This is a genomic window from Bacillus sp. WMMC1349, from assembly GCF_013155385.1.
Lineage (GTDB): Bacteria > Bacillota > Bacilli > Bacillales > Bacillaceae > Bacillus.
This window is the reverse complement of the sequence record NZ_JABJUQ010000007.1, coordinates 2,068,816-2,094,297: the sequence shown is the minus strand read 5'-3', so window position 1 is coordinate 2,094,297 and position 25,482 is coordinate 2,068,816. Positions and strand designations below refer to the sequence as shown.

The 25,482-nt window shown below is 38.6% G+C and carries 26 protein-coding genes, 2 pseudogenes and 1 riboswitch; of the genes and pseudogenes, 24 read left to right on the top strand and 4 right to left on the bottom strand.

Going from position 1 to position 25,482, the window contains the following annotated elements:
• The first annotated feature begins 26 nt into the window (after positions 1-26).
• Positions 27-1,343: a diaminopimelate decarboxylase gene (gene lysA / locus HOO54_RS13020; RefSeq protein ID WP_172295898.1), complete on the top strand. Its 1,317-nt coding sequence runs from the start codon at positions 27-29 to the stop codon at positions 1,341-1,343.
• A gap of 48 nt (positions 1,344-1,391) precedes the next feature.
• On the opposite strand, the gene HOO54_RS13015 is transcribed toward lysA, so the two are convergent.
• Positions 1,392-2,267 (bottom strand): DUF1002 domain-containing protein, encoded by an 876-nt coding sequence (locus HOO54_RS13015; RefSeq protein ID WP_172295896.1) that lies wholly within the window; start codon positions 2,265-2,267, stop codon positions 1,392-1,394.
• Positions 2,268-2,596: 329 nt separating this feature from the next.
• On the opposite strand from HOO54_RS13015, the gene HOO54_RS13010 reads away from it, so the two are divergent.
• From HOO54_RS13010 to HOO54_RS12980, 7 genes are all read left to right on the top strand, one after another.
• A complete protein-coding gene (locus HOO54_RS13010; RefSeq protein ID WP_172295893.1) occupies positions 2,597-3,034 on the top strand; it encodes a peptidylprolyl isomerase in 438 nt (145 codons plus the stop codon).
• Between the two features lie 707 nt (positions 3,035-3,741).
• Positions 3,742-4,086, top strand: a complete 345-nt coding sequence (locus tag HOO54_RS13005; RefSeq protein WP_172295891.1) for a hypothetical protein — start codon at positions 3,742-3,744, stop codon at positions 4,084-4,086.
• 60 nt (positions 4,087-4,146) lie between these two features.
• Positions 4,147-4,294: riboswitch (FMN riboswitch) on the top strand.
• A gap of 118 nt (positions 4,295-4,412) precedes the next feature.
• Positions 4,413-5,501: a bifunctional diaminohydroxyphosphoribosylaminopyrimidine deaminase/5-amino-6-(5-phosphoribosylamino)uracil reductase RibD gene (gene ribD / locus HOO54_RS13000; RefSeq protein ID WP_172295889.1), complete on the top strand. Its 1,089-nt coding sequence runs from the start codon at positions 4,413-4,415 to the stop codon at positions 5,499-5,501.
• Between the two features lie 10 nt (positions 5,502-5,511).
• The gene (gene ribE / locus HOO54_RS12995; RefSeq protein WP_172295887.1) at positions 5,512-6,162 is read left to right on the top strand and encodes a riboflavin synthase; all 651 of its coding nucleotides are present in this window, start codon (positions 5,512-5,514) and stop codon (positions 6,160-6,162) included.
• A gap of 17 nt (positions 6,163-6,179) precedes the next feature.
• Positions 6,180-7,376 (top strand): bifunctional 3,4-dihydroxy-2-butanone-4-phosphate synthase/GTP cyclohydrolase II, encoded by a 1,197-nt coding sequence (locus HOO54_RS12990; protein ID WP_172295885.1) that lies wholly within the window; start codon positions 6,180-6,182, stop codon positions 7,374-7,376.
• A 35-nt stretch (positions 7,377-7,411) separates the two neighbouring features.
• Complete coding sequence (gene ribH, locus HOO54_RS12985; protein WP_172295883.1) at positions 7,412-7,876, top strand: 6,7-dimethyl-8-ribityllumazine synthase; 465 nt, start codon at positions 7,412-7,414, stop codon at positions 7,874-7,876.
• A gap of 101 nt (positions 7,877-7,977) precedes the next feature.
• Complete coding sequence (locus HOO54_RS12980) at positions 7,978-8,352, top strand: GNAT family N-acetyltransferase (protein ID WP_172295881.1); 375 nt, start codon at positions 7,978-7,980, stop codon at positions 8,350-8,352.
• Positions 8,353-8,366: 14 nt separating this feature from the next.
• Here the strand turns inward: HOO54_RS12980 and HOO54_RS12975 are convergent, their stop codons facing one another.
• Positions 8,367-8,870, bottom strand: coding sequence for a DUF309 domain-containing protein (locus HOO54_RS12975; RefSeq protein ID WP_172295879.1), 504 nt, complete (start codon positions 8,868-8,870; stop codon positions 8,367-8,369).
• Between the two features lie 180 nt (positions 8,871-9,050).
• Here HOO54_RS12975 and HOO54_RS12970 point away from each other — a divergent pair, with 180 nt between their 5' ends.
• The 16 genes and pseudogenes from HOO54_RS12970 to HOO54_RS12895 form a co-directional block, all read left to right on the top strand.
• A complete protein-coding gene (locus tag HOO54_RS12970) occupies positions 9,051-9,809 on the top strand; it encodes a segregation/condensation protein A (RefSeq protein WP_172295877.1) in 759 nt (252 codons plus the stop codon).
• Positions 9,799-10,389, top strand: coding sequence for an SMC-Scp complex subunit ScpB (gene scpB / locus HOO54_RS12965; protein WP_172295875.1), 591 nt, complete (start codon positions 9,799-9,801; stop codon positions 10,387-10,389). The genes HOO54_RS12970 and scpB overlap by 11 nt, the downstream gene beginning before the upstream one ends.
• Positions 10,390-10,750: 361 nt before the next feature.
• Positions 10,751-11,224 carry a DUF3907 family protein gene (locus tag HOO54_RS12960; RefSeq protein ID WP_172299539.1) on the top strand — a complete coding sequence of 158 codons (474 nt, stop codon included), beginning with the start codon at positions 10,751-10,753 and terminating at the stop codon, positions 11,222-11,224.
• Positions 11,225-11,346: 122 nt separating this feature from the next.
• Complete coding sequence (locus tag HOO54_RS12955; protein WP_172295873.1) at positions 11,347-12,498, top strand: D-alanyl-D-alanine carboxypeptidase family protein; 1,152 nt, start codon at positions 11,347-11,349, stop codon at positions 12,496-12,498.
• Entirely contained in the window at positions 12,486-13,073 is a 588-nt protein-coding gene (locus HOO54_RS12950; RefSeq protein ID WP_172295871.1) for a nucleoside recognition domain-containing protein, read from the top strand. Before HOO54_RS12955 ends, HOO54_RS12950 begins: the two co-directional genes overlap by 13 nt.
• Before the next feature lie 4 nt (positions 13,074-13,077).
• The gene (locus HOO54_RS12945; RefSeq protein WP_172295869.1) at positions 13,078-13,614 is read left to right on the top strand and encodes a spore maturation protein; all 537 of its coding nucleotides are present in this window, start codon (positions 13,078-13,080) and stop codon (positions 13,612-13,614) included.
• 126 nt (positions 13,615-13,740) lie between these two features.
• Entirely contained in the window at positions 13,741-14,475 is a 735-nt protein-coding gene (gene rluB, locus HOO54_RS12940) for a 23S rRNA pseudouridine(2605) synthase RluB (RefSeq protein WP_172295867.1), read from the top strand.
• An 86-nt stretch (positions 14,476-14,561) separates the two neighbouring features.
• Positions 14,562-15,098 (top strand): thiol-disulfide oxidoreductase ResA, encoded by a 537-nt coding sequence (gene resA / locus HOO54_RS12935; RefSeq protein WP_172295865.1) that lies wholly within the window; start codon positions 14,562-14,564, stop codon positions 15,096-15,098.
• Positions 15,095-16,729 (top strand): cytochrome c biogenesis protein ResB, encoded by a 1,635-nt coding sequence (gene resB, locus HOO54_RS12930; RefSeq protein WP_172295863.1) that lies wholly within the window; start codon positions 15,095-15,097, stop codon positions 16,727-16,729. The genes resA and resB overlap by 4 nt, the downstream gene beginning before the upstream one ends.
• Positions 16,730-16,741: 12 nt before the next feature.
• Positions 16,742-17,917, top strand: coding sequence for a c-type cytochrome biogenesis protein CcsB (ccsB, locus tag HOO54_RS12925; RefSeq protein WP_172295861.1), 1,176 nt, complete (start codon positions 16,742-16,744; stop codon positions 17,915-17,917).
• 120 nt (positions 17,918-18,037) lie between these two features.
• The gene (locus tag HOO54_RS12920) at positions 18,038-18,760 is read left to right on the top strand and encodes a response regulator transcription factor (RefSeq protein WP_172295859.1); all 723 of its coding nucleotides are present in this window, start codon (positions 18,038-18,040) and stop codon (positions 18,758-18,760) included.
• Complete coding sequence (locus tag HOO54_RS12915; protein ID WP_172295857.1) at positions 18,757-20,538, top strand: ATP-binding protein; 1,782 nt, start codon at positions 18,757-18,759, stop codon at positions 20,536-20,538. The genes HOO54_RS12920 and HOO54_RS12915 overlap by 4 nt, the downstream gene beginning before the upstream one ends.
• 821 nt (positions 20,539-21,359) lie before the next feature.
• Positions 21,360-21,944 (top strand): RNA polymerase sigma factor SigX, encoded by a 585-nt coding sequence (gene sigX / locus HOO54_RS12910; RefSeq protein ID WP_172295855.1) that lies wholly within the window; start codon positions 21,360-21,362, stop codon positions 21,942-21,944.
• On the top strand, positions 21,880-22,998 hold the full coding sequence (locus HOO54_RS12905) for an RsiX protein (protein ID WP_172295853.1): 1,119 nt from the start codon (positions 21,880-21,882) through the stop codon (positions 22,996-22,998). The genes sigX and HOO54_RS12905 overlap by 65 nt, the downstream gene beginning before the upstream one ends.
• 201 nt (positions 22,999-23,199) lie before the next feature.
• A pseudogene (locus HOO54_RS12900) lies at positions 23,200-23,658 on the top strand (M23 family metallopeptidase); the annotation flags it as partial.
• A 31-nt stretch (positions 23,659-23,689) separates the two neighbouring features.
• Positions 23,690-24,334: pseudogene (locus HOO54_RS12895) on the top strand (M15 family metallopeptidase); the annotation flags it as partial.
• A 41-nt stretch (positions 24,335-24,375) separates the two neighbouring features.
• On the opposite strand, the gene HOO54_RS12890 reads toward HOO54_RS12895, so the two are convergent.
• Both HOO54_RS12890 and HOO54_RS12885 read right to left on the bottom strand, forming a co-directional pair.
• Positions 24,376-24,627: a hypothetical protein gene (locus HOO54_RS12890; RefSeq protein WP_172295851.1), complete on the bottom strand. Its 252-nt coding sequence runs from the start codon at positions 24,625-24,627 to the stop codon at positions 24,376-24,378.
• A gap of 91 nt (positions 24,628-24,718) precedes the next feature.
• Positions 24,719-25,429: a class I SAM-dependent methyltransferase gene (locus HOO54_RS12885; RefSeq protein ID WP_172295849.1), complete on the bottom strand. Its 711-nt coding sequence runs from the start codon at positions 25,427-25,429 to the stop codon at positions 24,719-24,721.
• Between the last annotated feature and the right edge of the window lie 53 nt (positions 25,430-25,482).

Sequence of the window (25,482 nt, the reverse complement as noted above, 5' to 3'; positions counted from 1 at the left end):
GTAGATAGAGAAAGAAGGAATGACAATTGTTTTTACACGGGACTAGTAGACAAAATGAAAGAGGACATCTTGAAATTGGTGGTGTCGATGTTTTAACGTTAGCTGAAAAATATGGTACCCCCCTTTACGTATATGACGTTGCTTTAATACGCGAACGCGCCAGGAAATTTCAAAAAGCTTTTCAGGAAGCCGGGTTAAGAGCACAGGTCGCATATGCGAGCAAGGCGTTTTCATCAGTTGCGATGATTCAGCTTGCTGGAGAAGAAGGACTATCATTGGATGTTGTTTCAGGGGGTGAACTTTTTACAGCCATTCAAGCGGGATTTCCTGTTGAACGTATTCATTTTCATGGGAATAATAAAAGTCCGGCGGAGTTGCAAATGGCACTTCAGCACCAGATTGGCTGTATAGTACTTGATAACTTTCATGAGATTGCGATAACAGAACAGCTTTGTAAGCGAATGGAACAAACGGTAAATGTTTTACTAAGAATTACTCCTGGAGTTGAAGCGCATACACATGATTATATAACGACAGGTCAGGAAGATTCAAAATTCGGTTTTGATTTGCATAATGGTCAGGTAGAACAGGCGATTGAAAAAGTTCTTCAATCCTCTGCTTTTCATTTACTTGGTGTACACTGTCATATCGGTTCGCAAATCTTTGATACAGCAGGGTTTGTTCTGGCGGCCGATAAAATCTTCGAAAAGCTTACAGAGTGGAGAGAGACATATTCATATGTGCCGAAAGTATTAAACTTGGGTGGTGGCTTTGGTATTCGCTATACGGAAGAGGATGAGCCATTACCTGCAGATTTTTATGTAGAAAAAATTATTGAAGCTGTTAAAACGAATGCAGAGCATTTTGGTTTTGAGATCCCTGAAATCTGGATTGAACCTGGCAGGTCTCTCGTCGGAGATGCGGGAACGACACTTTATACAATTGGTTCTCAAAAACAAGTTCCGGGAATTCGCAAATATGTGGCAGTAGATGGGGGAATGAATGATAACCTCAGACCAGCCCTTTATGAAGCGAAATATGAGGCGGCAGTAGCGAATAAATTAAATATAGCTTGCGATCAAACGGTATCCATTGCTGGGAAGTGCTGTGAGAGCGGTGACATGCTCATTTGGGATTTGGAAGTTCCAGAGGTTTCCGATGGTGATCTTTTAGCGGTTTTTTGTACAGGTGCTTACGGTTATAGCATGGCCAATAATTATAACCGCATTCCTCGTCCAGCTGTCGTTTTTGTTGAAAATGGCGAAGCACAGCTTGTCATTCAGAGAGAGACATATGAGGATATTATCAAATTGGATCTTCCGCTAAAATCAAAAGTTAAATAAAAAGACATGAAAAACACCTCTTTTATGATGAAAGAGGTGTTTTTATCATCAGCCGCCTGTGAAAAAGGAGACGATGGCGTTCCATATAGCAACAAAGAATTCAATCAGTTTCTGAAAAAAGTTTTTAGCTTCCTCTGAATGAAGAAAGTTGGAAATTTTATCTTTTGCTTTATCAAGCTGATCACCAACTTGATTCCAGTTAATATCGATATTTTTCATCTTATCAAACAACGATAAGAGAGATTGCATTTGTTTCTCTGTCAAAGTGACATTTAAATCAGATGCAGCCTGATTAATCATGTTTTTCAATTCTTCTTGTGTTTCAGGAACACCGTTTTTCGCAATGTCTTGTTTGACTTTCGCCACTAAAGCTGCTGCATTTTCTTTACCGATGTCTTTTCCAAGTTCAGAAGTGGTTACGAGTTCTTTATTGGCGACTTTTTTGACATCTTCAGGAATAGCCTGATCAGAAGTTGTTTCATATGCTTTCATCAATCCTGTTAAAGCAGCTGTTCCAGACACATTAAACGGAGCTGTAACATGAATTTTCGCATCTTTTACTCCAGCAGTCATCAATGCATTTAAGTACATTTCATCTGTAATGCCTGTAATATGATTTGTTTGTACTTCCAAACCGGTTCCTTGTTCGGCAATTGTAATCGATGAAGATGATAGGGCTCTTGTACCGATTTGTGCTTTTGGTATATAAGATCCTAAATATTTGTGTTCCTCAGCATTTGTCACCTCAATTGTGGTTGCGTTTTGAGGCGGATTCAGTTCATCTAGTATTTTTTGTTTTTGTTGGCTAGATAGGTCTTTACCGAGTGTGATGATAACATCTCCTACTGCGGCATCAGCGTAGCTGATCTGTGGAAAGATGAACAAACACAGTGCTGTCAATATTCCAAATAACGTTTTTTTCAAGCTTTATGCCCTCCTTAAAAATGCAGGCTTCAGGCAGAATTGCTGTTCGATTTGAGAAGCCTGCCGGAACGAAATTCATCGGTTCCGAAATATAGACGATTGAAAAGTACGGGAGGTTTCAAATGGTTTTAATATGAGATATACCTCCTCTTTTTATTGATGATTTTGTCATAGTAGAAAAACAACACAACCATCAACCTCCCATCATAAAAAATTTGCTTATAAAGTGTATTTTATCGAAATCAATAAATTTAGCCAAATACTTGTTTATTTAAAGTAAATGTTTGATATTATATAATGAGGTTTGAAAATGAAAGGAGAGAATGAAGATGGCTAAAAAAGGATACATACAGTTAACCAACGGCAAAAAAATCGAATTTGAATTATATGAAGACGCAGCACCAGGCACTGTGGCAAATTTTGAAAAACTTGCTAATGAAGGATTTTATAATGGTCTGAAATTTCATCGGGTTATTCCGGGCTTTGTCAGCCAAGGAGGATGTCCGAACGGTACCGGTACAGGCGGTCCAGGCTACACAATTAAGTGTGAAACAGAAGGGAATCCTCATCAACATGAGGCTGGTTCACTCTCAATGGCACATGCCGGAAAAGATACGGGTGGCAGCCAATTCTTTATCGTTCATGAACCACAACCACATTTAAACGGTGTTCACACTGTATTTGGAAAAGTGACCTCAGGTCTTGATGCTGTGACGTCAATGGATCAAGGGCAAGGCATGGAAAAGGTTGAAGTGTTTGAAGTTTAACTTCAATATATCCCCACATGCTAAATGAAGAGCAGGACCAGATTGGGCAATTTAAGGGCATGCGTTCGGCATTTTACCGAGCCATGTCTTTTTATTTTCTCTTCATTTTTAAAATAAAACATTTCTAATGTTTGTGGTGTTTTATTTGGACACCGATTTTAGAGGTAGTTTTTAGGGTAATCCTGATTAAGGGACTGCACAATGGTTTAATTTGCATATGTCATGTTAGGTATACGAAACGAGAATACACAACTTGATTTGACCATTCATAAGCAATGTGTGAATCTGTAAGCGGAATTGTTCCAAATAGTGTAGGGCAACCAACAGTGAGGGTAAATCAAATGACTCTTGGGTGTGTTTTTTCATGAATATAAGAAAAACAAGAGAGTACATTTTTAATGCATGTAAATCAAAAAGTATATCTGAATTTTATCAGAAAATTTTGGAATGGCTCTTATGCCGAAAGACAGGCATAATCAGAAAAAGCGGAGATATCAAATTTCACTAAGATGCAAAAAGGTCCCCCTTCAAACGGGATCTTTTTCACTACTCAAAAAGATTTAAAAAAGTGTTTGATTGCAATTTGAAACGATTTGCCTCCCGTTTGCGTTATAATGAAATAAACAAATATTTTTTCCGTCTGAAATTTCATCAAAAATTCGAATAAAACATATGATATTTTAGAATGTGTTCTGGGGGTTATGATCATGGGAAAAATAAAAATGAAACTCACACTGTTGTTAGTGTTAGCGGCGGTCTTGGCAGGTGGTTTTTACTATTTGAAAAATGGGACTATGCAAGACGTTTCAACGGCACTCAGCCAAACCATTTCATCTGAGGAAAAGAACTATACCATTATTCAATATAAAATTACAAAAGTCGATGGTACTGAGTACCATGGTATCTCAGACAACGGAACAAAGATTATTTTTGACGAAAAAAATTTAAATCAAGACCTTTCCGATATTCAAAAAGGGGACAAAGTAAAGGCTTACTTCAGTAAGGAAAATCGAATTGATGGATTAATTAAAGTAGTAAAAGTGGCGAATTAAATCGATTGCAAATTCAGATATTCAAAGCTATAATACCGATAAGGACAAGAAAATATCGATTGTATCCTTCGGGGCTGGGTGAAAATCCCGACCGGCGGTAATAAAGCCGATAGAGCTTTAGAGCCCGTGACCCGCTATGCTTATGCATGCGGTGGATTCAGTGAAAAGCTGAAGCCGACAGTGAAAGTCTGGATGGGAGAAGGATAATAAAACTATGTAAAAAAATATTGAAACATAGTTTTATTTCTAATGCAAAAAAACTAACCCCGGAAAAACTCTGGGGTTTTTTGTGTGATTTTTTGAGAAGAAGGGAGGGAAACAAAAACATGACAGATGAGTATTTTATGAATCTTGCCCTAGAACTAGCAAAGCAGGGCGAGGGTCAAACAGGCTCAAATCCGCTTGTTGGAGCGGTCGTTGTTAAAGATCGTCAGGTTGTCGGTATGGGGGCTCATTTAAAATACGGGGAAGCTCATGCTGAAGTTCATGCGATTCAAATGGCAGACCGCCATGCTGAAGGAGCTGTGATCTACGTCACGCTTGAACCTTGTAGCCACTATGGAAAAACACCACCCTGTGCGGAATTGATCATTCGTTCCGGTTTGAAGAAAGTGGTCATAGCCACAGAGGATCCAAATCCGCTCGTCTCCGGAAAAGGAGTACAAATGCTGAGAAGTGCTGGGATTGAAGTGATAACAGGTGTGCTTAAAGAGCAGGCGGAAGAAGTGAATGAGAAATTCATGCACTTCATGCGGACAGGGCTGCCTTTTGTCACATTAAAAGCTGCAACAAGTCTTGACGGGAAAACGGCTACTATGACAGGTGATAGCAAATGGATTACTTCAGAAGAAGCTAGATTGGATGCTCACACATATCGAAAAAACCATCAGAGTATTTTAGTCGGAGTGGGCACAATAAAAAAAGATGATCCAAGTCTGACTTGCCGCTTGCCTGGTGTTTCGAAACAACCGGTGCGTATTGTGCTTGATACTAAGCTTACGATTCCTTTGCAATCTAAAATCATTCATGATCAAGCAGCACCTACTTGGATATTTACTACTTCTAAAGCCAAAGTTGAGGCGATTCGTTATTTAGAAAGTCACGGTGTAACGGTTACAGTATTTGAGACAGAAACGATTTCTGTCAGAGATGTTTTGCAGGAATTGGCAAAAAACAAGATCACCTCAGTCTTTGTAGAAGGCGGATCAACCGTTCACGCAAGCTTTATGAACGAAGAGCTTTACCAGCAACTCATCATCTATCTTGCCCCAAAACTAATTGGAGGACTGCACTCTCCCACTGCTGTCTCCGGTGAAGGTTTTCAATTGATGAAAGATGTCCCCTTATTACAATTTTCAACTATTACCAAAGTCGGTCCAGATTTAAAGATCATAGCAAAACCAATCGAAGAATAGGGTGGTGCCCATGTTTACAGGCATTATTGAAGAAATCGGCACGATCATTGGTATGAAAAAGACAGATCATGCCATGTCATTACTTATTAAAGCTAGCAAAGTGACAGAGGATGTCAACCTTGGTGATAGTATTGCTGTCAATGGTGTTTGTCTTACTGTCCATGAATGTCAAAAAGACCAGTTTACCGCTGATGTTATGTTGGAAACGCTGAAAGCCACATCTCTCGGTCGTTTGACAATCGGAAGTTCTGTCAATCTAGAAAGAGCGATGGCAACTAACGGTCGTTTTGGCGGACATATGGTATCAGGTCATGTTGATGGGACAGGTTCAATCGTGCGGATAAAAAAAGCGGAAAATTCCATATACTATTGTTTAGATGTTTCACCATCATTGACAAAATTTCTAGTGATGAAAGGTTCAATCGCTGTTGATGGTGTAAGTTTGACGATATTTGGATTAACTGATAACCAAGTGACAGTCTCATTGATTCCTCATACGTTGGACGAGACGATTTTTTCCGAAAAAAAAGTAGGAAGTATTGTTAATATTGAATGTGATTTGATCGGCAAATACATTTACAGATTTCTCCATCAAGCAAATGTGAAAACAGAGAGCAGCACATTGACTGAAGCGTTTTTAAAAGAAAACGGCTTTCATTAAAAAGGGGCGAGAGAAGGATGTTTAATACAATTGACGAAGCCATATCTGATCTGAAACAAGGAAAAGCGATTATTGTAGTTGATGATGAAGATAGGGAAAATGAAGGCGACTTTGTTGCACTTGCAGAGTATGCAACACCTGAAATGATTAATTTTATGGCGGCGCATGGCAGAGGTTTAATTTGTGCGCCCCTTAGTGAAGAAATTGCATTAAAGCTTGATCTTTATCCAATGGTTGACGAAAATACCGATTCCCATCAAACTGCTTTTACAGTATCTGTGGATCATCGGGAGACTAAAACAGGGATCAGCGCACAGGAACGGTCATTGACAGTTAAAGCGCTGATCGATGAAACAGCAGTTCCACATGATTTTAAAAGACCAGGACATATTTTTCCATTGATCGCTAAAAAAGGTGGAGTCTTAAAAAGAGCAGGGCACACAGAAGCCACTGTTGATCTTGCAATGGCAGCTGGTTCGGTACCAGCGGGTGTGATATGTGAAATTATGAATGAAGACGGCACAATGGCAAGGGTGCCGCAGTTAAAAGAGATTGCTAAACAGCACGGTTTGAAAATGATTATGATTAAGGATTTGATCGAATACCGGTACAGTGCAGGAACATTGATCAATCGTGAAGTAAACATTACACTTCCAACTGATTTCGGTACATTTCATTGTGTTGGATATACAAATGAAATCGATCAGAAAGAGCATCTTGCCCTTATTAAAGGAGATATCCCTTTTGATGATGAGCCTGTGCTTGTTCGTGTTCATTCAGAGTGTTTAACTGGTGATGTCTTTAGTTCCCACCGCTGTGACTGCGGTCCGCAGCTTGCCGCTGCACTGTCGCAAATTGAAAAAGCTGGACGCGGTGTGCTCTTGTACTTAAGACAGGAGGGGAGAGGCATCGGTTTAATCAATAAATTAAAAGCCTATAAACTTCAAGAAGAAGGCTATGATACAGTCCAGGCTAATGAAGAACTCGGTTTTCTCCCTGATTTAAGAAATTATGGAATTGGCGCCCAAATCTTAAGGGATCTCGGCGTGAAAAAAATCAAGCTTTTAACAAACAACCCGAGAAAACTTGCCGGACTTGAAGGCTACGGCTTGACAATCACTGAACGAATTCCATTGCAAATGGAAATGAATAAAGATAATGAACACTATTTAAAAACAAAAAAATCAAAGTTAGGGCATTTACTTCACTTTTAAAAATAAAAACTTCACAAAAAAAGGACGGGATTCATATGAATAAAATTGAAGGTCATGTCATAGGAGCAGACTTAAAAATCGGGATTGTTGTTTCAAGATTCAATGATTTTATTACAAGTAAACTGTTAAGTGGAGCAGAAGATACGCTAATGAGACATGGAGTTAAATCAGATGATATCGATGTGGCATGGGTCCCGGGCGCATTTGAAATTCCGCTAATTGCAAAAAAGATGGCTGAGTCTAAAAAGTATGATGCCATCATTACATTAGGGACAGTGATTAGAGGTGCTACAAGCCACTATGATTACGTTTGTAATGAAGCAGCCAAGGGTATCGCTCAAAGCAGCGTGTCGACCGGTATTCCGGTGATCTTTGGAATTGTCACAACAGAAACGATAGAACAAGCTATTGAACGGGCTGGAACGAAAGCCGGGAATAAGGGTGCCGAAGCAGCTGTAGCAGCAATTGAAATGGCAAATCTGACACGAACGCTACATTAAATTCCTCAAAAACAGTTTAAAAAGGATATAAAAATGTTTATAATGTGATGTGAAGCGACTAGCCTTCGTTAGATCCATATTTTGAATATTGAGGGGTATTTATGTTAATTCGTTATAAAAAGTCATTTGAAAAGATTGCGATGGGACTCCTTTCATTCATGCCGAATGAAAAGGATGTCAAGCAGCTTCAACAGACAATTAAAGACTATGAAACGGACACTGAAAGACAGCTCTTCCTATGGAAAGAAGGCGAGGATATTGTCGGCTGTGTAGGGGTTGAAAAAAAAGAGGAAGAAGTGGAAATTAGACATATCAGTGTGAATCCGTCTCACCGTCATCAAGGAATCGGCAAAAAAATGGTTGTTGGGCTTTCAAAAATGTTTGAAACAAAACCGCTTGTTCCGAATGAATTAACGAAGGGATTTTTTGAACGCTGTCTAGATCACGAACATGAAGACATCACATATAACAATTGAGCAGAGACTAACAGTTAGTCTCTGTTCTTTTTTCGAAGCATTTTTGCCTTTTCTCGCGCCTGCAGTACATCAGTACGGTCTCTTAGTCGATGTTTATGAATGAGAAAATCATTTGGTTGACCGCTATTTGATTTGCTCTGTTTTTGACAAGCTTTGATGAGGGCTTGATCAGTGAGAGGAAGCATGATGCTTTCGTATGGAGACTGAGCTGCTATTTTTTGATCAGTTTGTTTTAAGAGGTTGATTAAATCTTCATGATCCAGTCCGAGAGATTCAACAGCAGCCTTTTCTTTTTCTAGAATGCTAAGACTGTTTGCTATTAAACGCTTTGCTCCAATAAAGTTGTTTCTCCTTTGATGATAGAGAGCGACAGCTAACTGAATGAAGCCAACCCAATAACGTTTTCTAGCTTGGGGAGGATCTTTCTTCCAATATTCCTCCAAAATTTCGTGACACTCAAAATAATCTCGTTCTACATGAAATTCGGTCAAATAATGAATATAAGCTGAAGGGTACATTTTACATTCTCCTTTTTCCGTTAAAGTGTACCATAGAAAAGAAATGTCGCAAAACCATTCATTTTTTAAGAGAAACGGTCATTTCTTAAATTATATTGGACTTCATATAGACCGTAATTTATACTAAAGTGTAGCTAAGAAAGACAGGCTAAGAAGTGATTTTGAAAATGGTGAGAATGAATGATCGAATATCAGGTGAAAATCGAGGCGTTTGAAGGACCTTTGGATTTGCTTTTACACTTAATCAACCGGCTCGAGATAGACATTTATGATATACCTGTTGCGAAAATAACTGAGCAATATTTATTATATGTGCATACAATGCAAGAGCTTGAACTGGATGTGGCAAGCGAGTATTTGGTGATGGCTGCAACCCTCCTAAGTATAAAGAGTCGGATGCTTCTCCCGAAACAAGAGGAAGACCTGTTTGACGAGGAGTTTCTTGAAGAAGAAGAGGACCCGCGCGAAGAACTGATTGAAAAACTGATAGAGTATCGAAAATATAAGAAGGCAGCACAAAACTTAAAAGAACGTGAAGAAGAAAGGCAAAAATCGTTTGCCAAACCACCAAGTGATTTAAGTGATTATGCTAAGGAAGTCAATTTGAGCGAACAAAAGCTTTCTGTGACCGTTTATGACATGTTAGGTGCATTTCAAAAAGTGCTGACTCGGAAAAAAATCAATCGCCCTAAGGAAACAAGAATTACTCGGCAAGAAATCCCAATTGAGGAGAGAATGAACCAAATTATGACCAATTTGAAAACGACTAGCGCAAGAATGAACTTTATGGAATTATTTCCAAATGAAGAGAAAGAACATTTAGTCGTGACTTTTTTAGCGATTTTAGAGTTGATGAAAAAACAATTGATTGTGATTGACCAAGAACACAACTTTTCTGATATTTACATAACAGGGAGTGAAACGATTCATGACGCTTGATATCGTGAATTGGCAGGCCATTGTTGAAGCTTTGCTATATACAGCAGGTGATGAAGGTCTCACAAAAAAACAGCTTATGTCTGTCTTAGATATAAACGAAACCGAGCTTCAAGATATTATGAAAGATGTCAAGGAAAACTACCATCAAACAGATAGAGGAATAGAGCTTATCGAATATGCAGATCATTACATGCTCTCAACAAAAAAAGACTATGCCGTTTATTTGAAAAGACTAGTTGAAGTTCCTTCAAAAGGACTTTCTCAAGCAGCGCTTGAAGTGCTAGCCATTGTATCTTATAAACAACCTATTACAAGGGCGGAAATTGAAGATATTAGGGGAGTCAAATCAGAACGGATTCTTCATAGTCTTGTTGCTAAAGCACTTTTATGTGAAGTTGGTCGCGCAGACGGTCCTGGACGAGCCATTTTGTATGGAACAACAGAGACTTTTCTTGAACAATTTGGATTAAAGGCACTGGATGAGCTTCCACCGCTTCCGGAAAATATAGATGAAGGTGTCCAAGAAGAAGCTGATCTATTCTTTGAAAAATTTAATCAAACATTTGAAGATCTAACTTAATCTGCGAGAAGTCATATGATGTTGTAAAACAGAATAGGATCGTTCGAAGGACATAAACACAAGGTGGAGTTTCCAATGCTTGAGAACATCCGTTTCTGTATTAAGTTTGATGAGTAACATCTTGTACAAACAAAGTTGCATTCACATCAAGAAGGCAAAAAAACCCTTTCAATTTTCAAAAAGTCCGGTCTTGCTGCTAGTCAAATTATTATTTAGCCTAGAACCGTAAAGGAACTACGGGGATCGCTTGGTATATGAGATTAGGGAAGTTCCGACTACTTCTATGCGAAGCGTAAGTCGGGGGAGTTTCCAAATGAATATATTGAGAAACAAAGTGATGAGAGGAAGGTTGCCAACACCAATGAAAAAATCAGCGGCAAAAGCCCATACTGAGCAAACGGGCGTATTTTTATCAGAGGCTGTACAAATGTTGAATCATTTTTTAAATGAAACAACATTAACATCCCTCAAAGCGGAAGAACCAGGACGAGAAGCTTATTATAGAGAGGTTCTTAGTAATTTGAGAAAGCTTGCTGTCTGCTGTGAAGAAGGGCTTGACACTTGTCAAATCATTCTTCAGCAAAAGCCATTTCAGGACGCTGCTGCAGAACGAGTGTTATATCAGATTTATCATCGCTGTGTCGAGGAATACTTTTCTCCTAAAAAAGATACATGGTATGAAGACAGCAGGGCACTGTATACAGGAGGAAATGCGATTTGTTTTCATGAATCGATACCAGCCTCATTAGAAAAATTGATGGCTTCACTTGAAACATACTATCAATCAATGAGAGAAAACTTGGAATGCTACGGCACTAATTACCAAATGATGTAGCCTATATAAAAACTCTTCCTTATGTTTAAGGAGGAGTTTTTTTCTTGAAAATGTATAATTGATGTTCATAACCATGAGACAAGCGCATAAACTTGTACAAATACTTACAAGGACGTGAGGAAATGCGCTTTCTAAAAAGAGCTGTACAAGTCACACTCATGATTTCTCTTATCTTTTCCTTTTCCCCAATGACTAAAGCAAATCATCAAATACATGTCAGTGCAAGAAGCGCAATTGTTATAGACGGACATTCTGGCAGAGTGTTATTTGCTAAAAATGAGCATCAAAAACGGCGGATTGCCAGTATTACAAAGATCATGACAGCGATTTTAGCGATAGAATCAGGAAAGCTGGACGAGATGGTAACCATCAGTGATAGGGCAGTAAGAACGGAAGGATCTTCCATCTATTTAAAAAGAGGAAAAAAGGTAAAACTTCAGGATCTTGTGTACGGCTTGATGCTGAGATCCGGCAATGATGCGGCTGTTGCGATTGCTGAACATGTCGGTGGAAGTTTGGAAGGTTTTATTTATATGATGAATCAAAAAGCAACTGAAATTGGTATGGAAAACACTGTTTTTCAAAATCCACATGGTCTGGATGATCATAAGAATCACTATTCTACAGCCTATGACATGGCACTATTAACAAAATATGCGATGGAAGATAAGACTTATCAGAAGATCTCTGGCACAAAACGTTACAAAGCTGAAACAATGCAAGGTGTTTGGAAAAACAAAAATAAACTATTAACCGGCCTTTATCGCTATAGTACAGGAGGAAAGACGGGATACACAAAACTTGCCAAGCGAACGCTTGTGTCAACATCATCTAAGGACAACACAGATTTAATTGCCGTTACAATAAATGCACCTGATGATTGGGATGATCATATTCGGATGTTTGAGTATGTGTACGAACACTACAAAACATATGTACTAGCTAAAAAAGGGGAAATACCGGATTTGAAAGATACTTTTTATGGAAACAAAGCTTTTATTAAAAGGGATGTCACCTATTTATTAAGTGATGATGAAAAAAAACAAGTGAAGATTAAGACAACACTTCTTAAACCAAAACGAAAGTGGAAGAAAGATCAAGAGGCGATTCCAGATATTATCGGTTCAATGAATGTGATATTTAAAGGTAAATCAATTGCTGAATTGCCGATTTTTTATGAAAATGAACGGAATCAAAAACCGAAAAAGTCATTTATAGAGACTTTTCAATCTATATTTCATAAGTTTGCGGGCGGTTCTACATGGTCAATATAATTTGGGTTGGTTTAACGGTGATTGGTCTCGTATTTGCCTTTTTTAATGGAACAGTTCAGGATGTCAATGAAGCGGTTTTTAAAGGCGCAAAAGAAGCGGTTACAATTGCAATTGGACTTATCAGTGTTCTTGTATTTTGGCTGGGGTTGATGAAAATAGCGGAACAGTCCGGACTCTTGGAAAAGCTCAGCAAAATGTGCCGACCGTTTATCGCCAAACTGTTTCCGGAAATCCCCTCAGATCATCCAGCAATGGGTTATATTTTATCTAATCTCATTGCTAATTTTTTCGGATTAGGGAATGCAGCAACACCGCTTGGCATTAAAGCTATGGAACAAATGCAACAGCTCAATCAAAACCGGCCGGAAGCAAGTCGTTCGATGATCACTTTTTTAGCAGTCAATACATCATGTATTACATTGATTCCAACAACAGTGATTGCTGTGAGAATGACATATGACTCAAAAACACCAACAGATATTGTTGGTCCTAGCATATTAGCAACATTCATTTCAGGGATTTTCGCGATTATCATCGATAGGTATTATTACCATAAAAGAAAAAAGAAGGGGTGAGAATTTGGAATTCATTAATGGGCTTTCTTTAGCCCTTATCCCGTTTATCATCGCCTCGATCCTTTTATATGGAACAGTTCGAAAAGTTCCGACTTATGAAGCTTTTGTTGAAGGGGGAAAAGAAGGCATCCAAATTGCTTTTTCAATCATTCCTTACTTGGTCGGTATGCTTGTAGCTGTTACAGTCTTCAGATCCTCTGGAGCACTGGATTTTTTTATGGATTTGTTAAAACCTGTTTTTACAGCAATCGGCATGCCGACAGAAGTCGTTCCACTTGCGATCATCAGGCCAATTTCAGGAACGGCTGCACTTGGTATGACAACAGATTTAATCGCTGTTCACGGTCCAGATTCTTTTATCGGCAGGCTCGCATCTGTAATGCAAGGCTCAACAGACACCACCCTCTACGTTCTCACTGTATATTTTGGAGCGGTTGGAATAAAAAAAATGGGGGACGCTTTAAAAGTAGGGCTGCTTGCCGATTTAACAGGGGTTATTGCCGCTGTTATTATTGTGACACTGTTATTTGGAAGCACCTAAAAAGGTGTTTTTTTTATTAAACAATTTTACTTTTTGCTTCAGAAAAGATACATTTAAGATCAGGTATAAAAGGAATGCTTGTTTGTTCGTTTTGAAAAAAGTAAGATAATACATGAGGTGAAAGATATGGAACGACTTCAAAAAGTAATCGCTCATGCTGGCGTTGCTTCGCGGCGAAAGGCAGAAGAACTAATAAAAGAAGGAAAAGTTACAGTTAATGGGAAAACAATAAAAGAACTCGGGGTTAAAGTATCTAGCGGTGATCGGATTGAGGTGAACGGAATCCAACTTGAAAGTGAAGAACCCGTTTATTTCCTCTTTTATAAACCGAAAGGCGTTATATCGGCAGTGAAAGATGATAAAGGTCGTAAAGTGGTGACCGATTTTTTTCATGGGGTTCAAGAACGAATTTATCCAGTTGGTCGACTTGATTATGATACGAGTGGCTTGCTACTTTTAACAAACGACGGGGATTTCGCTAATAAATTAATGCATCCTAAATATGAAATTAATAAAACATATGTTGCAAAAATAAAAGGTATACCAGCAAAGGAAAACTTAAAAAAACTTGAAAGGGGCTTGCGACTTGAAGAAGGCAAAACTGCTCCCGCTAAGGTTAAACTATTGTCAATAGATAAGAAAAAGCAGACAAGCATCATTCAAATCACCATTCATGAAGGACGCAACCGCCAAGTACGGAGGATGTTTGAAGCGATCGGTCATGAAGTGATCAAACTGAAAAGGGAAGAGTATGCTTTTTTGAATTTGCAAGGGTTAAAAACTGGCGAAAAAAGAGAGCTGACACCGCACGAAGTAAAAAGGCTGAGAGCCCTAGCAGAGCACGGGAAAAACGCTTTATAGGTTTCATATAACTTTTAAAAAAAGAAAATGGTTGGTAATATAGGGATGGTACACTGTTGCTGAATGTCAAAAATAGGGGGCGGATGATGAAAAAAAGACGTTTTTACATCCGGACAGTTATTCTGCTTGTTTTGCTTGCTGCGCTAGGTTATACACTTTACAGCGCTGTGTTTGACAACAAAGAAAAGGTAACAGCTGGGGTACAAGCACCGAATTTTTCACTTGAGAAAGTTGGTGGGAATCGTCTTAAACTAGAAGACTTAAAAGGTAAAGGGGTATTTTTAAACTTCTGGGGTAGCTGGTGTGAGCCTTGTAAAAAAGAATTTCCTCATATGGTAAAACAATATAAGAAGTTCAAAGATCAAGGTGTCGAAATTGTTGCTGTCAATATCGGTGAATCCAAATTGGCCGTTCAAAATTTTATAAAAAATAAAGGGGTCAATTTTCCAGTTGTGCTTGATAAAGACAAGCAAGTGTTAGAAGCGTATGGTGTTATTCCGATACCGACAACGTTTTTAATAAACTCTGATGGTGAAGTTGTCAAGGTTGTTGAAAGTGAAATGACCGAACGGATGATCCATGATTATTTAAATATGATTAAACCTAAGAGGTCATCATCATGACGAAAATAAAATGCGACTGTGGGCATGTGAATCCGCTTGGGACATTCCTTTGTGAATCTTGCGGTAAACCGCTGCAAAAACAGGATGAGAAACTTCTTGATATGCGTTATGACGGAAGTGCAAGACGATCACAAACCTATCAAAAAACAATCATCGATAAAATCTGGAACTTTTTTTCGTCCGTCAAGGTCGGTGTCTGGCTGATCATCATCACATTATCAGCATCTGCATTCGGAACCATTCTTCCGCAAGAAATGTATTTACCACCTGATGCACAAGCAGATACATATTATCAAAAGCAATATGGACTCATTGGTCAAATCTATTATATTCTTGGTTTTCATAATCTTTATGGATCATGGTGGTTTATTATTCTAATCGCCTTACTCGGTGTTTCACTCGTGATATGCAGTCTTGATCGGGTTATCCCTTTACACAGGGCGTTAAAAAATCAGGGAATCACGCGAAATTCAAGTTTTATGAAAAGACAGAGACTATACAGTCTGACAGAAACAGAACTTTCTGAAGAAAAAAGAATACAAATCATTGAAACACTTAAAAAAAAGCGTTATCGAGTAAAAGAAGAAAACAAAAATTTATTTGCTGAAAAAGGTCGCTTCTCAAGATGGGGACCTTATGTTAACCATATCGGATTGATCGTTTTTTTAATCGGTGTTATGCTTCGTTACGTCCCAGGTATGTATGTTGATGAAACGCTTTGGATTAGGGAAGGAGAAACAGTTCCAATTCCGGGAACAGAAGGGCACTATTATTTGAAAAACGATCGGTTTATAAAGGAAATGTATAACAGCAAACAGGAAAAAGATGTGTTTTCTGATGCCATTAATAAAGCCGGTGAGGGAATGGTTGCGAAAAACTATCAAACCGATGTGGCACTTTATGAGAGAAAAAATAAAAGCTTGCCAGGTGAGTCACCAAAATTAAAAAAATTGAGAAATGGTACGATAAAAGTCAATGAGCCCCTGAAATTTAGTTCTTATTCACTTTACCAGACAACCTATAAAGAAGGTGAACTGGACAAAATGGTGTTTAAGCTAATTGCAAAGGACACGGGGAAATCGTTCGGCAGTGTGTCGATAGATCTTTTGGAACCGAAATCAAACTATGATCTTGGCAACGGTTACAAAGTTCATCTTGCAAGCTACTTGCCAGATTTTTATTTTAATAAAGACGGGGAACCAAGTACGAAAACGAAAAACCCAAACAATCCGGCATTTGTTTTCCAAATCATTACGCCGGACAAGCCAAATGGGGAGAAAAGTTTTGTAGCTATTCAAGAGACTATAGAGGGATCTGCAAACAACAAGTACAAAATGAAATTTGACCATGTAGAGACAAAAAATATCTCCGGGCTTACGGTCAGAAAAGATTTGACACTATGGGTACTGATGATCGGCGGGGTGATTTTTATGATCGGAGTTATCCAAGGGATGTACTGGCAGCATAGACGGATTTGGTTACAATCTGAAGACAATCAAGTGCTTGTCGCTGGACATACAAACAAAAACTGGTATGGACTAAAAAAGGATTTGCAAAAAGTACTAATGGATACGGGGATATCCGAACCGACCGATCAAAAAGAACTGCTGAAGGAAAATCGGTCAGCCTAGGGAGGGGTTTTCATGGAGGAGCTTAGCGGTAATTTACTGTATGCGGCATTTCTCTTGTATTTAGTAGCTGTTTTCTTTTTCGGTGGCTCGATCAGAAGCAAAACTTCAACGGATAAGAAAAAGAATCGCTGGGCATCAATTGCTGTCACGATTACGATCATCGGGTTTTTATGTCAGTTTGGATATTTTATCACCAGATGGATTGTTTCAGGACATGCGCCAGTTAGCAATCTGTTTGAATTTACAACAGCTTTCAGCATGATGCTAGTCTTTGCGTTCATCATCATCTTTTTTATGTATCGCTTATCAGCGCTAGGGTTGTTCACACTCCCGGTAGCGCTCTTGTTAATTGGATATGCCAGTATGTTTTCAACTGAGATTACACCGTTGATTCCATCACTCCAAAGTCATTGGCTGTATATTCATGTCACAACAGCAGCACTTGGGCAGGCTATCCTTGCCATCAGTTTTGTAGCTGGCGTTATTTTTCTGCTCAAGCATGTTGATCAATCAAAGCCGGGAAAAAAAACATTTTGGCTCGAGTTTGTCATGTTTATGCTTGTGACAACTCTTGCCTTTATCTTGGTGACAACCGCGTTTCGAATAGCCGGTTATGAAGCAGAGTTTAAATGGATCAATAAAAATCATCAGCAAGAAGTCACGGAATATCAACTACCCGCATTGATTGGTCCGAACAACGGCGAACTTTTGACAGAAGGAAAAATGGAACCGTTTTTCAATGTACCGCCAATCATTGACGGTCGGAAATTAAATACTGTATTTTGGTCATTTGCGGCAGGTATTTTATTGTATGGAGCTATCAGGTTGCTGATGAGGAATCGAGTCAGCGCACTGTTACAGCCGCTAGTGAAAAACGTGAATCTTGATCTTGTCGATGAAATTGGCTATCGCTCTGTTTCAATCGGTTTTCCGGTTTTCACATTAGGGGCACTGATCTTTGCTATGATTTGGGCGCAACTTGCTTGGACCAGGTTCTGGGGCTGGGACCCAAAAGAAGTATGGGCATTGATTACCTTTTTGTTTTATGCTGCATACTTGCATCTCAGGCTGTCAAGGGGTTGGCATGGAGAAAAATCAGCTTGGCTTGCTGTCATCGGTTTTGCGATTATTATGTTTAATCTCATCTTTGTAAACCTTGTGATCGCTGGGCTTCATTCCTATGCATGATTCCTGTCGTGTAAAAGCAACTTATTAGAAGGGTGAATTTGGAAAAAAGAAACGTCGCTTGGATTATAAAAGCTTTTTTAATAAAATGAGTGTAAGAAGATTCAAATCAGGAGGATTACGATGGAACAAACAAAAGAGACCAAAATATTAGTAGTAGATGATGAGGCAAGAATTAGGCGCCTGCTAAAAATGTATTTAGAAAGAGAACATTATACCATTGAAGAAGCTGAAAACGGGGATGAAGCAATCGACAAAGCACTTGGCAGTGATTATGATTTGATTTTGCTCGATTTGATGATGCCGGGAACAGACGGTATTGAAGTGTGCAGACAAATTCGTGAAAAAAAAGCAATTCCGATTATTATGCTAACAGCAAAAGGTGAGGAAGCCAACCGAGTGCAAGGATTTGAGGTCGGAACAGATGACTACATTGTGAAACCTTTTAGTCCACGAGAAGTGGTCCTGAGGGTCAAAGCGCTTCTGAGGAGGTCATCGCAAACCTCTTATCTGAATACGGATACGACTGCAAAAAATGTGCTTGTTTTTTCTCATTTATCAATTGATCATGATGCACATCGCGTGATGGCAGATGGGAGTGAAGTCAGCCTAACACCGAAAGAATATGAACTGCTTTATTTTTTGGCAAAAACTCCTGATAAAGTCTATGATCGTGAAAAGCTACTGAAAGAAGTTTGGCAATATGAATTCTTCGGAGATCTAAGAACGGTTGATACTCATGTTAAACGGTTGCGTGAGAAACTTAACAAAGTCTCACCTAAAGCAGCGAAAAAAATTGTTACAGTCTGGGGAGTCGGTTATAAATTTGAGGTCGGAAACGAATGATGTTTTGGAAGAGTGTGGTTGGTAAACTTTGGTTTACCATTCTTCTTTTAGTTTCATTTGTTTTATTTATTTTAACTATTTTTTTGCTTGAATTTATTGAAAATTATCATGTTGATGAAGCAGAAACAGAACTGACAAAGCTTGCTAACAAAGTGGCTGTTATTATTGAGAATCATCCGGAACAGGAAATCGCTAGATCGATTACCTGGGAGCTTGCAGATGAACTGACAAGCATTCTAATCGTGAAAGATGAGAATCAATACTGGTATTCGCCTGACCAAGATCAAAATCCGTCTTCCATTCATCTAAAGGAAATCAAGCAGGACCCTGATTTAAGTCAAGCGCTGGCTAAGCATAAAAAGGTGCAAAAAAGGGTGCTGTTAAAAAATCGAAAAAATGATCAGCTAATTGTCGGGGTTCCATATGGGAGCGATAAAAATAAAGGGATGGTTTTTCTTTCACAGTCTCTTCTTGCTGTTAAAGATACGACACAGCATACAACAAGGTATATTCTCTTAGCCGCTGCTGTTGCTATCATTTTAACAACAATATTCGCTTTTTTCTTGTCTAGCAGAGTAACATATCCGCTCAGAAAAATGAGAGAAGGGGCACACCGTTTAGCTAAAGGTAAATTTGATACGAAAATTCCAATCTTAACAAGGGATGAAATTGGTGAACTAGCGATTGCATTTAATCAAATGGGTCGTCAACTGAAATTTCATATTACCGCTTTAAATCAGGAAAAAGAACACTTATCAAATATTTTAAGCAGTATGGCTGATGGTGTGATCACCATTAATATTGATGGAACAATACTTGTCACAAACCCTCCGGCTGAGCGTTTTTTACAAAGCTGGTACTATGAGCAGAATATGAATGTCCAGGAAGGAAATGAATTGCCTCCTGAAGCACGTAAGCTTTTTCGAGATACTGTTGATACAGAAAAAGAACAATTGATCGAAATGACGTTACAAGGGAGAACATGGGTGTTGTTAATGAGTCCCCTTTATAACCAATCAGATGTTCGTGGGGCAGTTGCTGTCCTAAGAGACATGACAGAAGAAAGACGGCTTGACAAGTTGAAAAAAGATTTCATTGCTAATGTCAGTCATGAACTGAGAACACCAATTTCAATGCTTCAAGGTTATAGTGAGGCAATCGTCGATGACATTGCTAGCTCCGAAGAAGAGAAAAAAGAAATCGCCCAGGTGATTTATGATGAATCTTTAAGAATGGGCAGGTTAGTCAACGATTTACTTGACCTGGCGAGAATGGAAGCTGGGCACATTTCCTTAAATGTTGAAACAGTTGAACTCCGTGAGTTCTTCGAAAGAATATTTCGTAAGTTCTCGGGTTTGGCAGGTGATAAAGACATCAACCTCACCCATAATCTTGACTTGAATGAGACGGTATTTGTATTTGATCCTGATAAAATGGAACAAGTGCTGACCAATTTAATTGATAACGCAATTCGTCATACTGATCGGGAAGGTCGTGTTCATATTGAAGTTCAGTCTGCAGCAAGCGGCTTGAAAGTTGCTGTCAAAGACTCCGGAAGCGGAATTCCTGAAGAAGATCTACCATTTATTTTTGAACGCTTTTATAAAGCAGATAAAGCAAGAACAAGAGGAAAAGGCGGGACAGGTCTGGGACTTGCCATCGTTAAAAACATCGTCGATGCCCATCACGGTTCAATCACAGTTCATAGCAGACTGAATGAAGGTACATCTTTTACGTTTTACATTCCGAGAAAAAAGAAAGATACTGACCATAATTGACGAACAATCTTGTTCCATACGAAACAAAATTGCGTACCTGACTTACCTTAAAAAATCCACGAAAAGGTTTTATGCCCCGTGGATTTTTTTATATACTGCTGTTTCATTTAGATCGTCTCCAGTAGTCTTGCACCACCTGAATAGTATGTCGGCAAATGATAGTTGCAAGTAACAATCATTAACATAAAAAAGATTACAAACAATGCTCCTGTCACTGGCACAATTTCTTCATACGTAGTATGGAAAGTGATAGGCCGTCTTGTAAAGGAGTTGAAGAAAAGACAACAATAAATGGTGCAAACATCCCGTCCCTCGAAAAGTGAATTCCTCTGGAAAGGCAAGCCATGATCATCTTCAGGAGAAATACATCCAAAATCCAGAAAGAACCATCACATATATTGCTCCCATAATGGCCTTTCGCGACGGCTTCTCGCCATTCAGACAATCCAGTCATGAATACAACTATACCTGACCTAGCTAGCCATTGAACAAAAATAAAGCAAATTCGAACCCGGCTGAACAAGATTGTTACCATTGATGAAGTTGCATTTGAATTTAAAAAATTTACATCTCCCACAATATAGAGAGTACGGAAAAGAGCTCACGTCATATAAAATTAAGACTTGTTTTCAATTAATGTAAGAGATAAGAGTGTGTATGGTTTTAAGTTGATTGATATAACATGGAACATACGATTAAATTGAGCTTAATTTTTTAAAACACCCCTTTCTATTTTCATCTGTTTGTAATATAGTTGTAATAGTTGTAATGTAACTTTTTAAGATTGACAAACGACAATAAATTGAACGGAGGGGTTTCAGATGGAGGAAACCTTTCAGAAAATATATGATCAATATCATCAAGACTTGTTTCAGTTTTTATTCTATATGGTAAAAGACAAAAGTCAGGCAGAAGATTTGGTACAGGAAGTGTACATTCGTGTGTTACATTCCTATCAAACATTTGAGGGAAGAAGCAGTGAAAAAACATGGCTTCTCTCGATTGCTCGTCATGTTGCAATCGACTGGTTCAGAAAGCAACAGACAATCCGACAACGAATTTTAGGAACGTTTGACTGGGAAAAACAAGACGTAAAAGATCACCATGCACTTCCCGAAGAAGTTGTCATGCAACATGAAAATCTTCAGGAGATTTTTACGGCGCTTGATAAGTGCACACTAGACCAAAGATCTGTTATCATCTTGAGGTTTATTCAAGGTTACTCAATTTCTGAAACAGCAAAAGCATTACATTTTTCTGAAAGTAAAGTGAAAACAACACAACATCGTGGCCTAAAAGTGCTTCGTAAACAGATGGAGCTTTTGAAGGAGGAACAAAAACATGAAGAAGTCAGAGTGGGACGAAGAGCGGCTGAAGGTATTACTAAGCCAACTTCCAATGGTTAAGGATGATCGTTCAGCAAACCAGATATATCAAAAGCTTTGGATGGCAAAACCGCAACATAAATTCTCTAAAAAGCGAATAGGGGCATTTACTGCGACAGTTTTAGTTCTCTTCCTTCTCATGCTAATTACTCCTCAATTAGTTGAACAAAATAGTTCTCAAAATGGAGAAGCTCATGACCTATTATCTGAAGGTAAAATCAATGAAGCTAAACATGGTCATTCGAAAGTGAGTTCTGGTCAACCGAAACACGAAGAAAGCTTTGTCGTCTCCAATAACCAAAAAAATAATTATGTTACCCTCGCATTTATTAATCAATCTCAATCAGTGATTGTACCTGTAAGCATTCGAAAAAACGACACGATAACAAATGTCAAAGAAGCTTACAATGCATTTAGGCGGTTTGAAGATGATCATTTTGAATCAATAGATACATATTTCCAACATATTAAATTCACTGAACAAAAACAAGCTAAAAAAATAACGATTCAAGTGAATGACGATGTTCCAGACATTTCAGTTAATGAATTAGAACTGGTAAAGGAAATGATTAATGACGCGTTCAAATGGGGAGAATACGAATCTGTCCAGTTTGTTTCAAACGGTGAACCTGGTATCGAATTTAGTTCTTCTTCAGGAATACTTGTTGAAATCCCGATTGAGCAACATTCTAAAAAAGGTTATTTTCTGTATGAAAGTTCTGAAGGAAGACAGTTTCTTGCACCTTCAAATGAGCCATATCATAATATAGAAGAAGCATTCCAAAAGATGCAAAGCGATGCAAACAGCTCTTATTTAAAATCAATTATATCTGATAACCAGAAAATTCAGGAAATTGACAAAGAAGGCAACAAGCTGATCCTGCAATTTTCTGCAGACCTTCACAATGATGTTCAAACCATTTTAATGATTGAGGGTTTACTTATGACGGCGAAAGATTTCGGGTTTGCAAAAGTGGAATTTATCAATACAAACATTACCCGGATTGGACATTATGACTTATCAAAGTCAGTTCCGGTTCCATATGCTCCAAATCCAATCACGATAAAAGGATAAAGACTCTGCTAAGCGGAGTCTTTTTTTTGGATAAAATGTATAAAATGTTCTTTTTTAGGGATTATACTAAACTGTTATGTAAGATTGACGGGAGCTTAACATAATAGGAGGACATGAACATTGAAAACGTTTAGATATCTCAACTTCCTGTTATTCATCATCAGTATATTCTTATTCACTTTTACTTCCAGCTGTCCAGCCGTGGCTTCTAAAGCTACCTTCAGTACGAACTGGATTGAACCGATTAAAGGAAAAATTACCGATACATTTGGGACAAGAGGCGGAAAACATAAGGGGCTTGATATCGCTGCTCCTAAAGGGGAAAGTATTGTAGCTGCCGCTGATGGAAGAGTCAGTAAATCGTATGTTTCAGCTTCTTACGGCCAGGTCATTTTTATTAGACATTCCAATGGGTATGAAACAGTATATGCTCATTTAAGTAAACGATTTGTAATAGAGAAGGACCTTGTCAAAAAAGGTGATTCAATCGGAATCATTGGTAACACGGGTGTATCAACAGGAACGCATCTTCATTTTGAAGTTCATCATGGAGCATGGACCGAGAATAAACAAAATGCGATAAACCCACTGGAAGTGATTCATGAACAAGCATTCCAGCCAAATTCTGTCCATGTATACAAAGGAAGTGCCTCAATAAATCGATAGGGCGACAAAGCACAGTCTAGATTAAGAATTTCTGCTTGAAAACAAACATTTTAATCAAATAAAAGAAGTTGGTGGACTTCCGACAATTCAAAATTCTGAAAGTATATTAGCACTTGTTAATAAAACATACGTCCTACCAAGAGACTACAAACCGTCTAATTTGACAGTACGTGATGTTGCGTTTTCTTTTAGAGAAGATATTGATAAGCGTTATGTCAGGAAAGAAGCCGCCAAAGCACTTGAAGAGATGTTTAAAGCGGCAAAAGAACAAGGGATTTCACTAGTAGCAGTATCAGGTTACAGATCTTATGACAGACAAAAAACGGTCTATCAGAATGAGGTGAGGCAAAAAGGGGAAGAGAAAGCCAAAGAAGCCGTTGCTTTTCCGGGTCAAAGTGAACATCAGACAGGGTTGGCGATTGACATCTCTAAAAAAGGTGCAGATTCTATTCTTTCTCAGGAGTTCGCTGAAGCAAAAGAAGGAAAATGGGTTCAAGATCATGCTTTTCAATATGGATATGTGATTCGCTATCCGAAAAACAAAGAAAAGCTTACATAATATAAATATGAACCATGGCATTTACGTTATGTCGGCAAAAAAACAGCAAAAATCATCAAAAAACACGGTCTGACACTTGAAGAATACTTCAGGCAAGTGAAAAAAATATAATCTGGAATACGGGAAGGGCCAATGAAGTTTGGCCCTCTCCATTACCACCAAAACAAGCTTCCAATTGCAATGCCAGCTATTAAACCGAGACCAACTCCATAAGCGGGACCCCATCCCCACCAGCCTCCATAAAATCCATAGCCTAAGCCGCCGGGACCTCTTCTTGGCGGAGCAATATAAACGGTGTTAGGTGAGACTCGGACAATTTTGCCGACATGGACACGGCCTCGTCTGTCTCTTATTCTCGCAACTTTTCCTATATTTTGATGACACATTCTATAGTAACGATCCATACGAACACTCCTTCCATCTCATGTATTCCTATTCAGCATATGACGGAATAGAAAGAAAAGGGTGGACGAAAGAAGGAGGTTAAATGATGATTTATGGTTGGCACACAAAAATAATGGGTTTTAAAAAATCTTGATATTTATGATGGAGTTGTTGATGTGTCTCCATTGTTTGATAGTTTTTTTCAGAGATGAAAGGAGATAGCTCCATTTCTGTGAACGTCTCCTCATGATCAGCTGCTTCTTCTATAACTGCTCCAATGATTTCAATCTGTGAAAAACCGCCTTTACGCAGGGTGTGCAGCCAGCCATCTTGATCATCCAAAACTGTGAATCCATAAAAATCAATAATTTCCTTTTTCTCTTCTGCTGTGAGACTGGCCTCTGCAAGAGAAACTTCTATCCCTACCAGTTTGCCGTCCGGCTTTAAAATACGACGAATTTCCGGTAGTGATAAATGAAGATCTGTGAAACTTAACACTGATTCCGATAGTACACAACCAAAGCTTTCAGATTGAAAAGGTGTTTTCTCGATTTGAGAGTGAACGATGGGAATGGTCAATTTTTCTCTTGCAAATCGTTTTTTGGCTTTATCGATCATGACTTCGTCTGAATCAAGAGCTGTTACGGGAAACAGCAGATGCCTTAAATATGTTGCAGTCTGACCCGTTCCACAGCCAGCGTCAAGAATCGGTGCTTCTGGCTCGATATCAGCTTTAGCAAGTACGGCTTTTGTCAATGCTATCCCACCTGGATGAGCACCAGACACACCGAAACAAGCTAACATGTCTAAATAATCGCTCAAAATAAGCCCTCCTTTTTTGTATATATATGCAAAAATAACCAAATCGTTTTGTC

Excerpts from the sequence above, each read along its gene's own strand:
- HOO54_RS13010 (WP_172295893.1), top strand. The coding sequence starts at position 2,597 with ATGGCTAAAAAAGGATACATACAGTTAACCAACGGCAAAAAAATCGAA.
- HOO54_RS13005 (WP_172295891.1), top strand. The coding sequence starts at position 3,742 with ATGGGAAAAATAAAAATGAAACTCACACTGTTGTTAGTGTTAGCGGCG.
- ribD (WP_172295889.1), top strand. The coding sequence starts at position 4,413 with ATGACAGATGAGTATTTTATGAATCTTGCCCTAGAACTAGCAAAGCAG.
- ribE (WP_172295887.1), top strand. The coding sequence starts at position 5,512 with ATGTTTACAGGCATTATTGAAGAAATCGGCACGATCATTGGTATGAAA.
- HOO54_RS12990 (WP_172295885.1), top strand. The coding sequence starts at position 6,180 with ATGTTTAATACAATTGACGAAGCCATATCTGATCTGAAACAAGGAAAA.
- ribH (WP_172295883.1), top strand. The coding sequence starts at position 7,412 with ATGAATAAAATTGAAGGTCATGTCATAGGAGCAGACTTAAAAATCGGG.
- HOO54_RS12980 (WP_172295881.1), top strand. The coding sequence starts at position 7,978 with ATGTTAATTCGTTATAAAAAGTCATTTGAAAAGATTGCGATGGGACTC.
- HOO54_RS12975 (WP_172295879.1), bottom strand. The coding sequence starts at position 8,870 with ATGTACCCTTCAGCTTATATTCATTATTTGACCGAATTTCATGTAGAA.
- HOO54_RS12970 (WP_172295877.1), top strand. The coding sequence starts at position 9,051 with ATGATCGAATATCAGGTGAAAATCGAGGCGTTTGAAGGACCTTTGGAT.
- scpB (WP_172295875.1), top strand. The coding sequence starts at position 9,799 with ATGACGCTTGATATCGTGAATTGGCAGGCCATTGTTGAAGCTTTGCTA.
- HOO54_RS12960 (WP_172299539.1), top strand. The coding sequence starts at position 10,751 with ATGAAAAAATCAGCGGCAAAAGCCCATACTGAGCAAACGGGCGTATTT.
- HOO54_RS12955 (WP_172295873.1), top strand. The coding sequence starts at position 11,347 with ATGCGCTTTCTAAAAAGAGCTGTACAAGTCACACTCATGATTTCTCTT.
- HOO54_RS12950 (WP_172295871.1), top strand. The coding sequence starts at position 12,486 with ATGGTCAATATAATTTGGGTTGGTTTAACGGTGATTGGTCTCGTATTT.
- rluB (WP_172295867.1), top strand. The coding sequence starts at position 13,741 with ATGGAACGACTTCAAAAAGTAATCGCTCATGCTGGCGTTGCTTCGCGG.
- resA (WP_172295865.1), top strand. The coding sequence starts at position 14,562 with ATGAAAAAAAGACGTTTTTACATCCGGACAGTTATTCTGCTTGTTTTG.
- resB (WP_172295863.1), top strand. The coding sequence starts at position 15,095 with ATGACGAAAATAAAATGCGACTGTGGGCATGTGAATCCGCTTGGGACA.
- ccsB (WP_172295861.1), top strand. The coding sequence starts at position 16,742 with ATGGAGGAGCTTAGCGGTAATTTACTGTATGCGGCATTTCTCTTGTAT.
- HOO54_RS12920 (WP_172295859.1), top strand. The coding sequence starts at position 18,038 with ATGGAACAAACAAAAGAGACCAAAATATTAGTAGTAGATGATGAGGCA.
- HOO54_RS12915 (WP_172295857.1), top strand. The coding sequence starts at position 18,757 with ATGATGTTTTGGAAGAGTGTGGTTGGTAAACTTTGGTTTACCATTCTT.
- sigX (WP_172295855.1), top strand. The coding sequence starts at position 21,360 with ATGGAGGAAACCTTTCAGAAAATATATGATCAATATCATCAAGACTTG.
- HOO54_RS12905 (WP_172295853.1), top strand. The coding sequence starts at position 21,880 with ATGAAGAAGTCAGAGTGGGACGAAGAGCGGCTGAAGGTATTACTAAGC.
- HOO54_RS12890 (WP_172295851.1), bottom strand. The coding sequence starts at position 24,627 with ATGGATCGTTACTATAGAATGTGTCATCAAAATATAGGAAAAGTTGCG.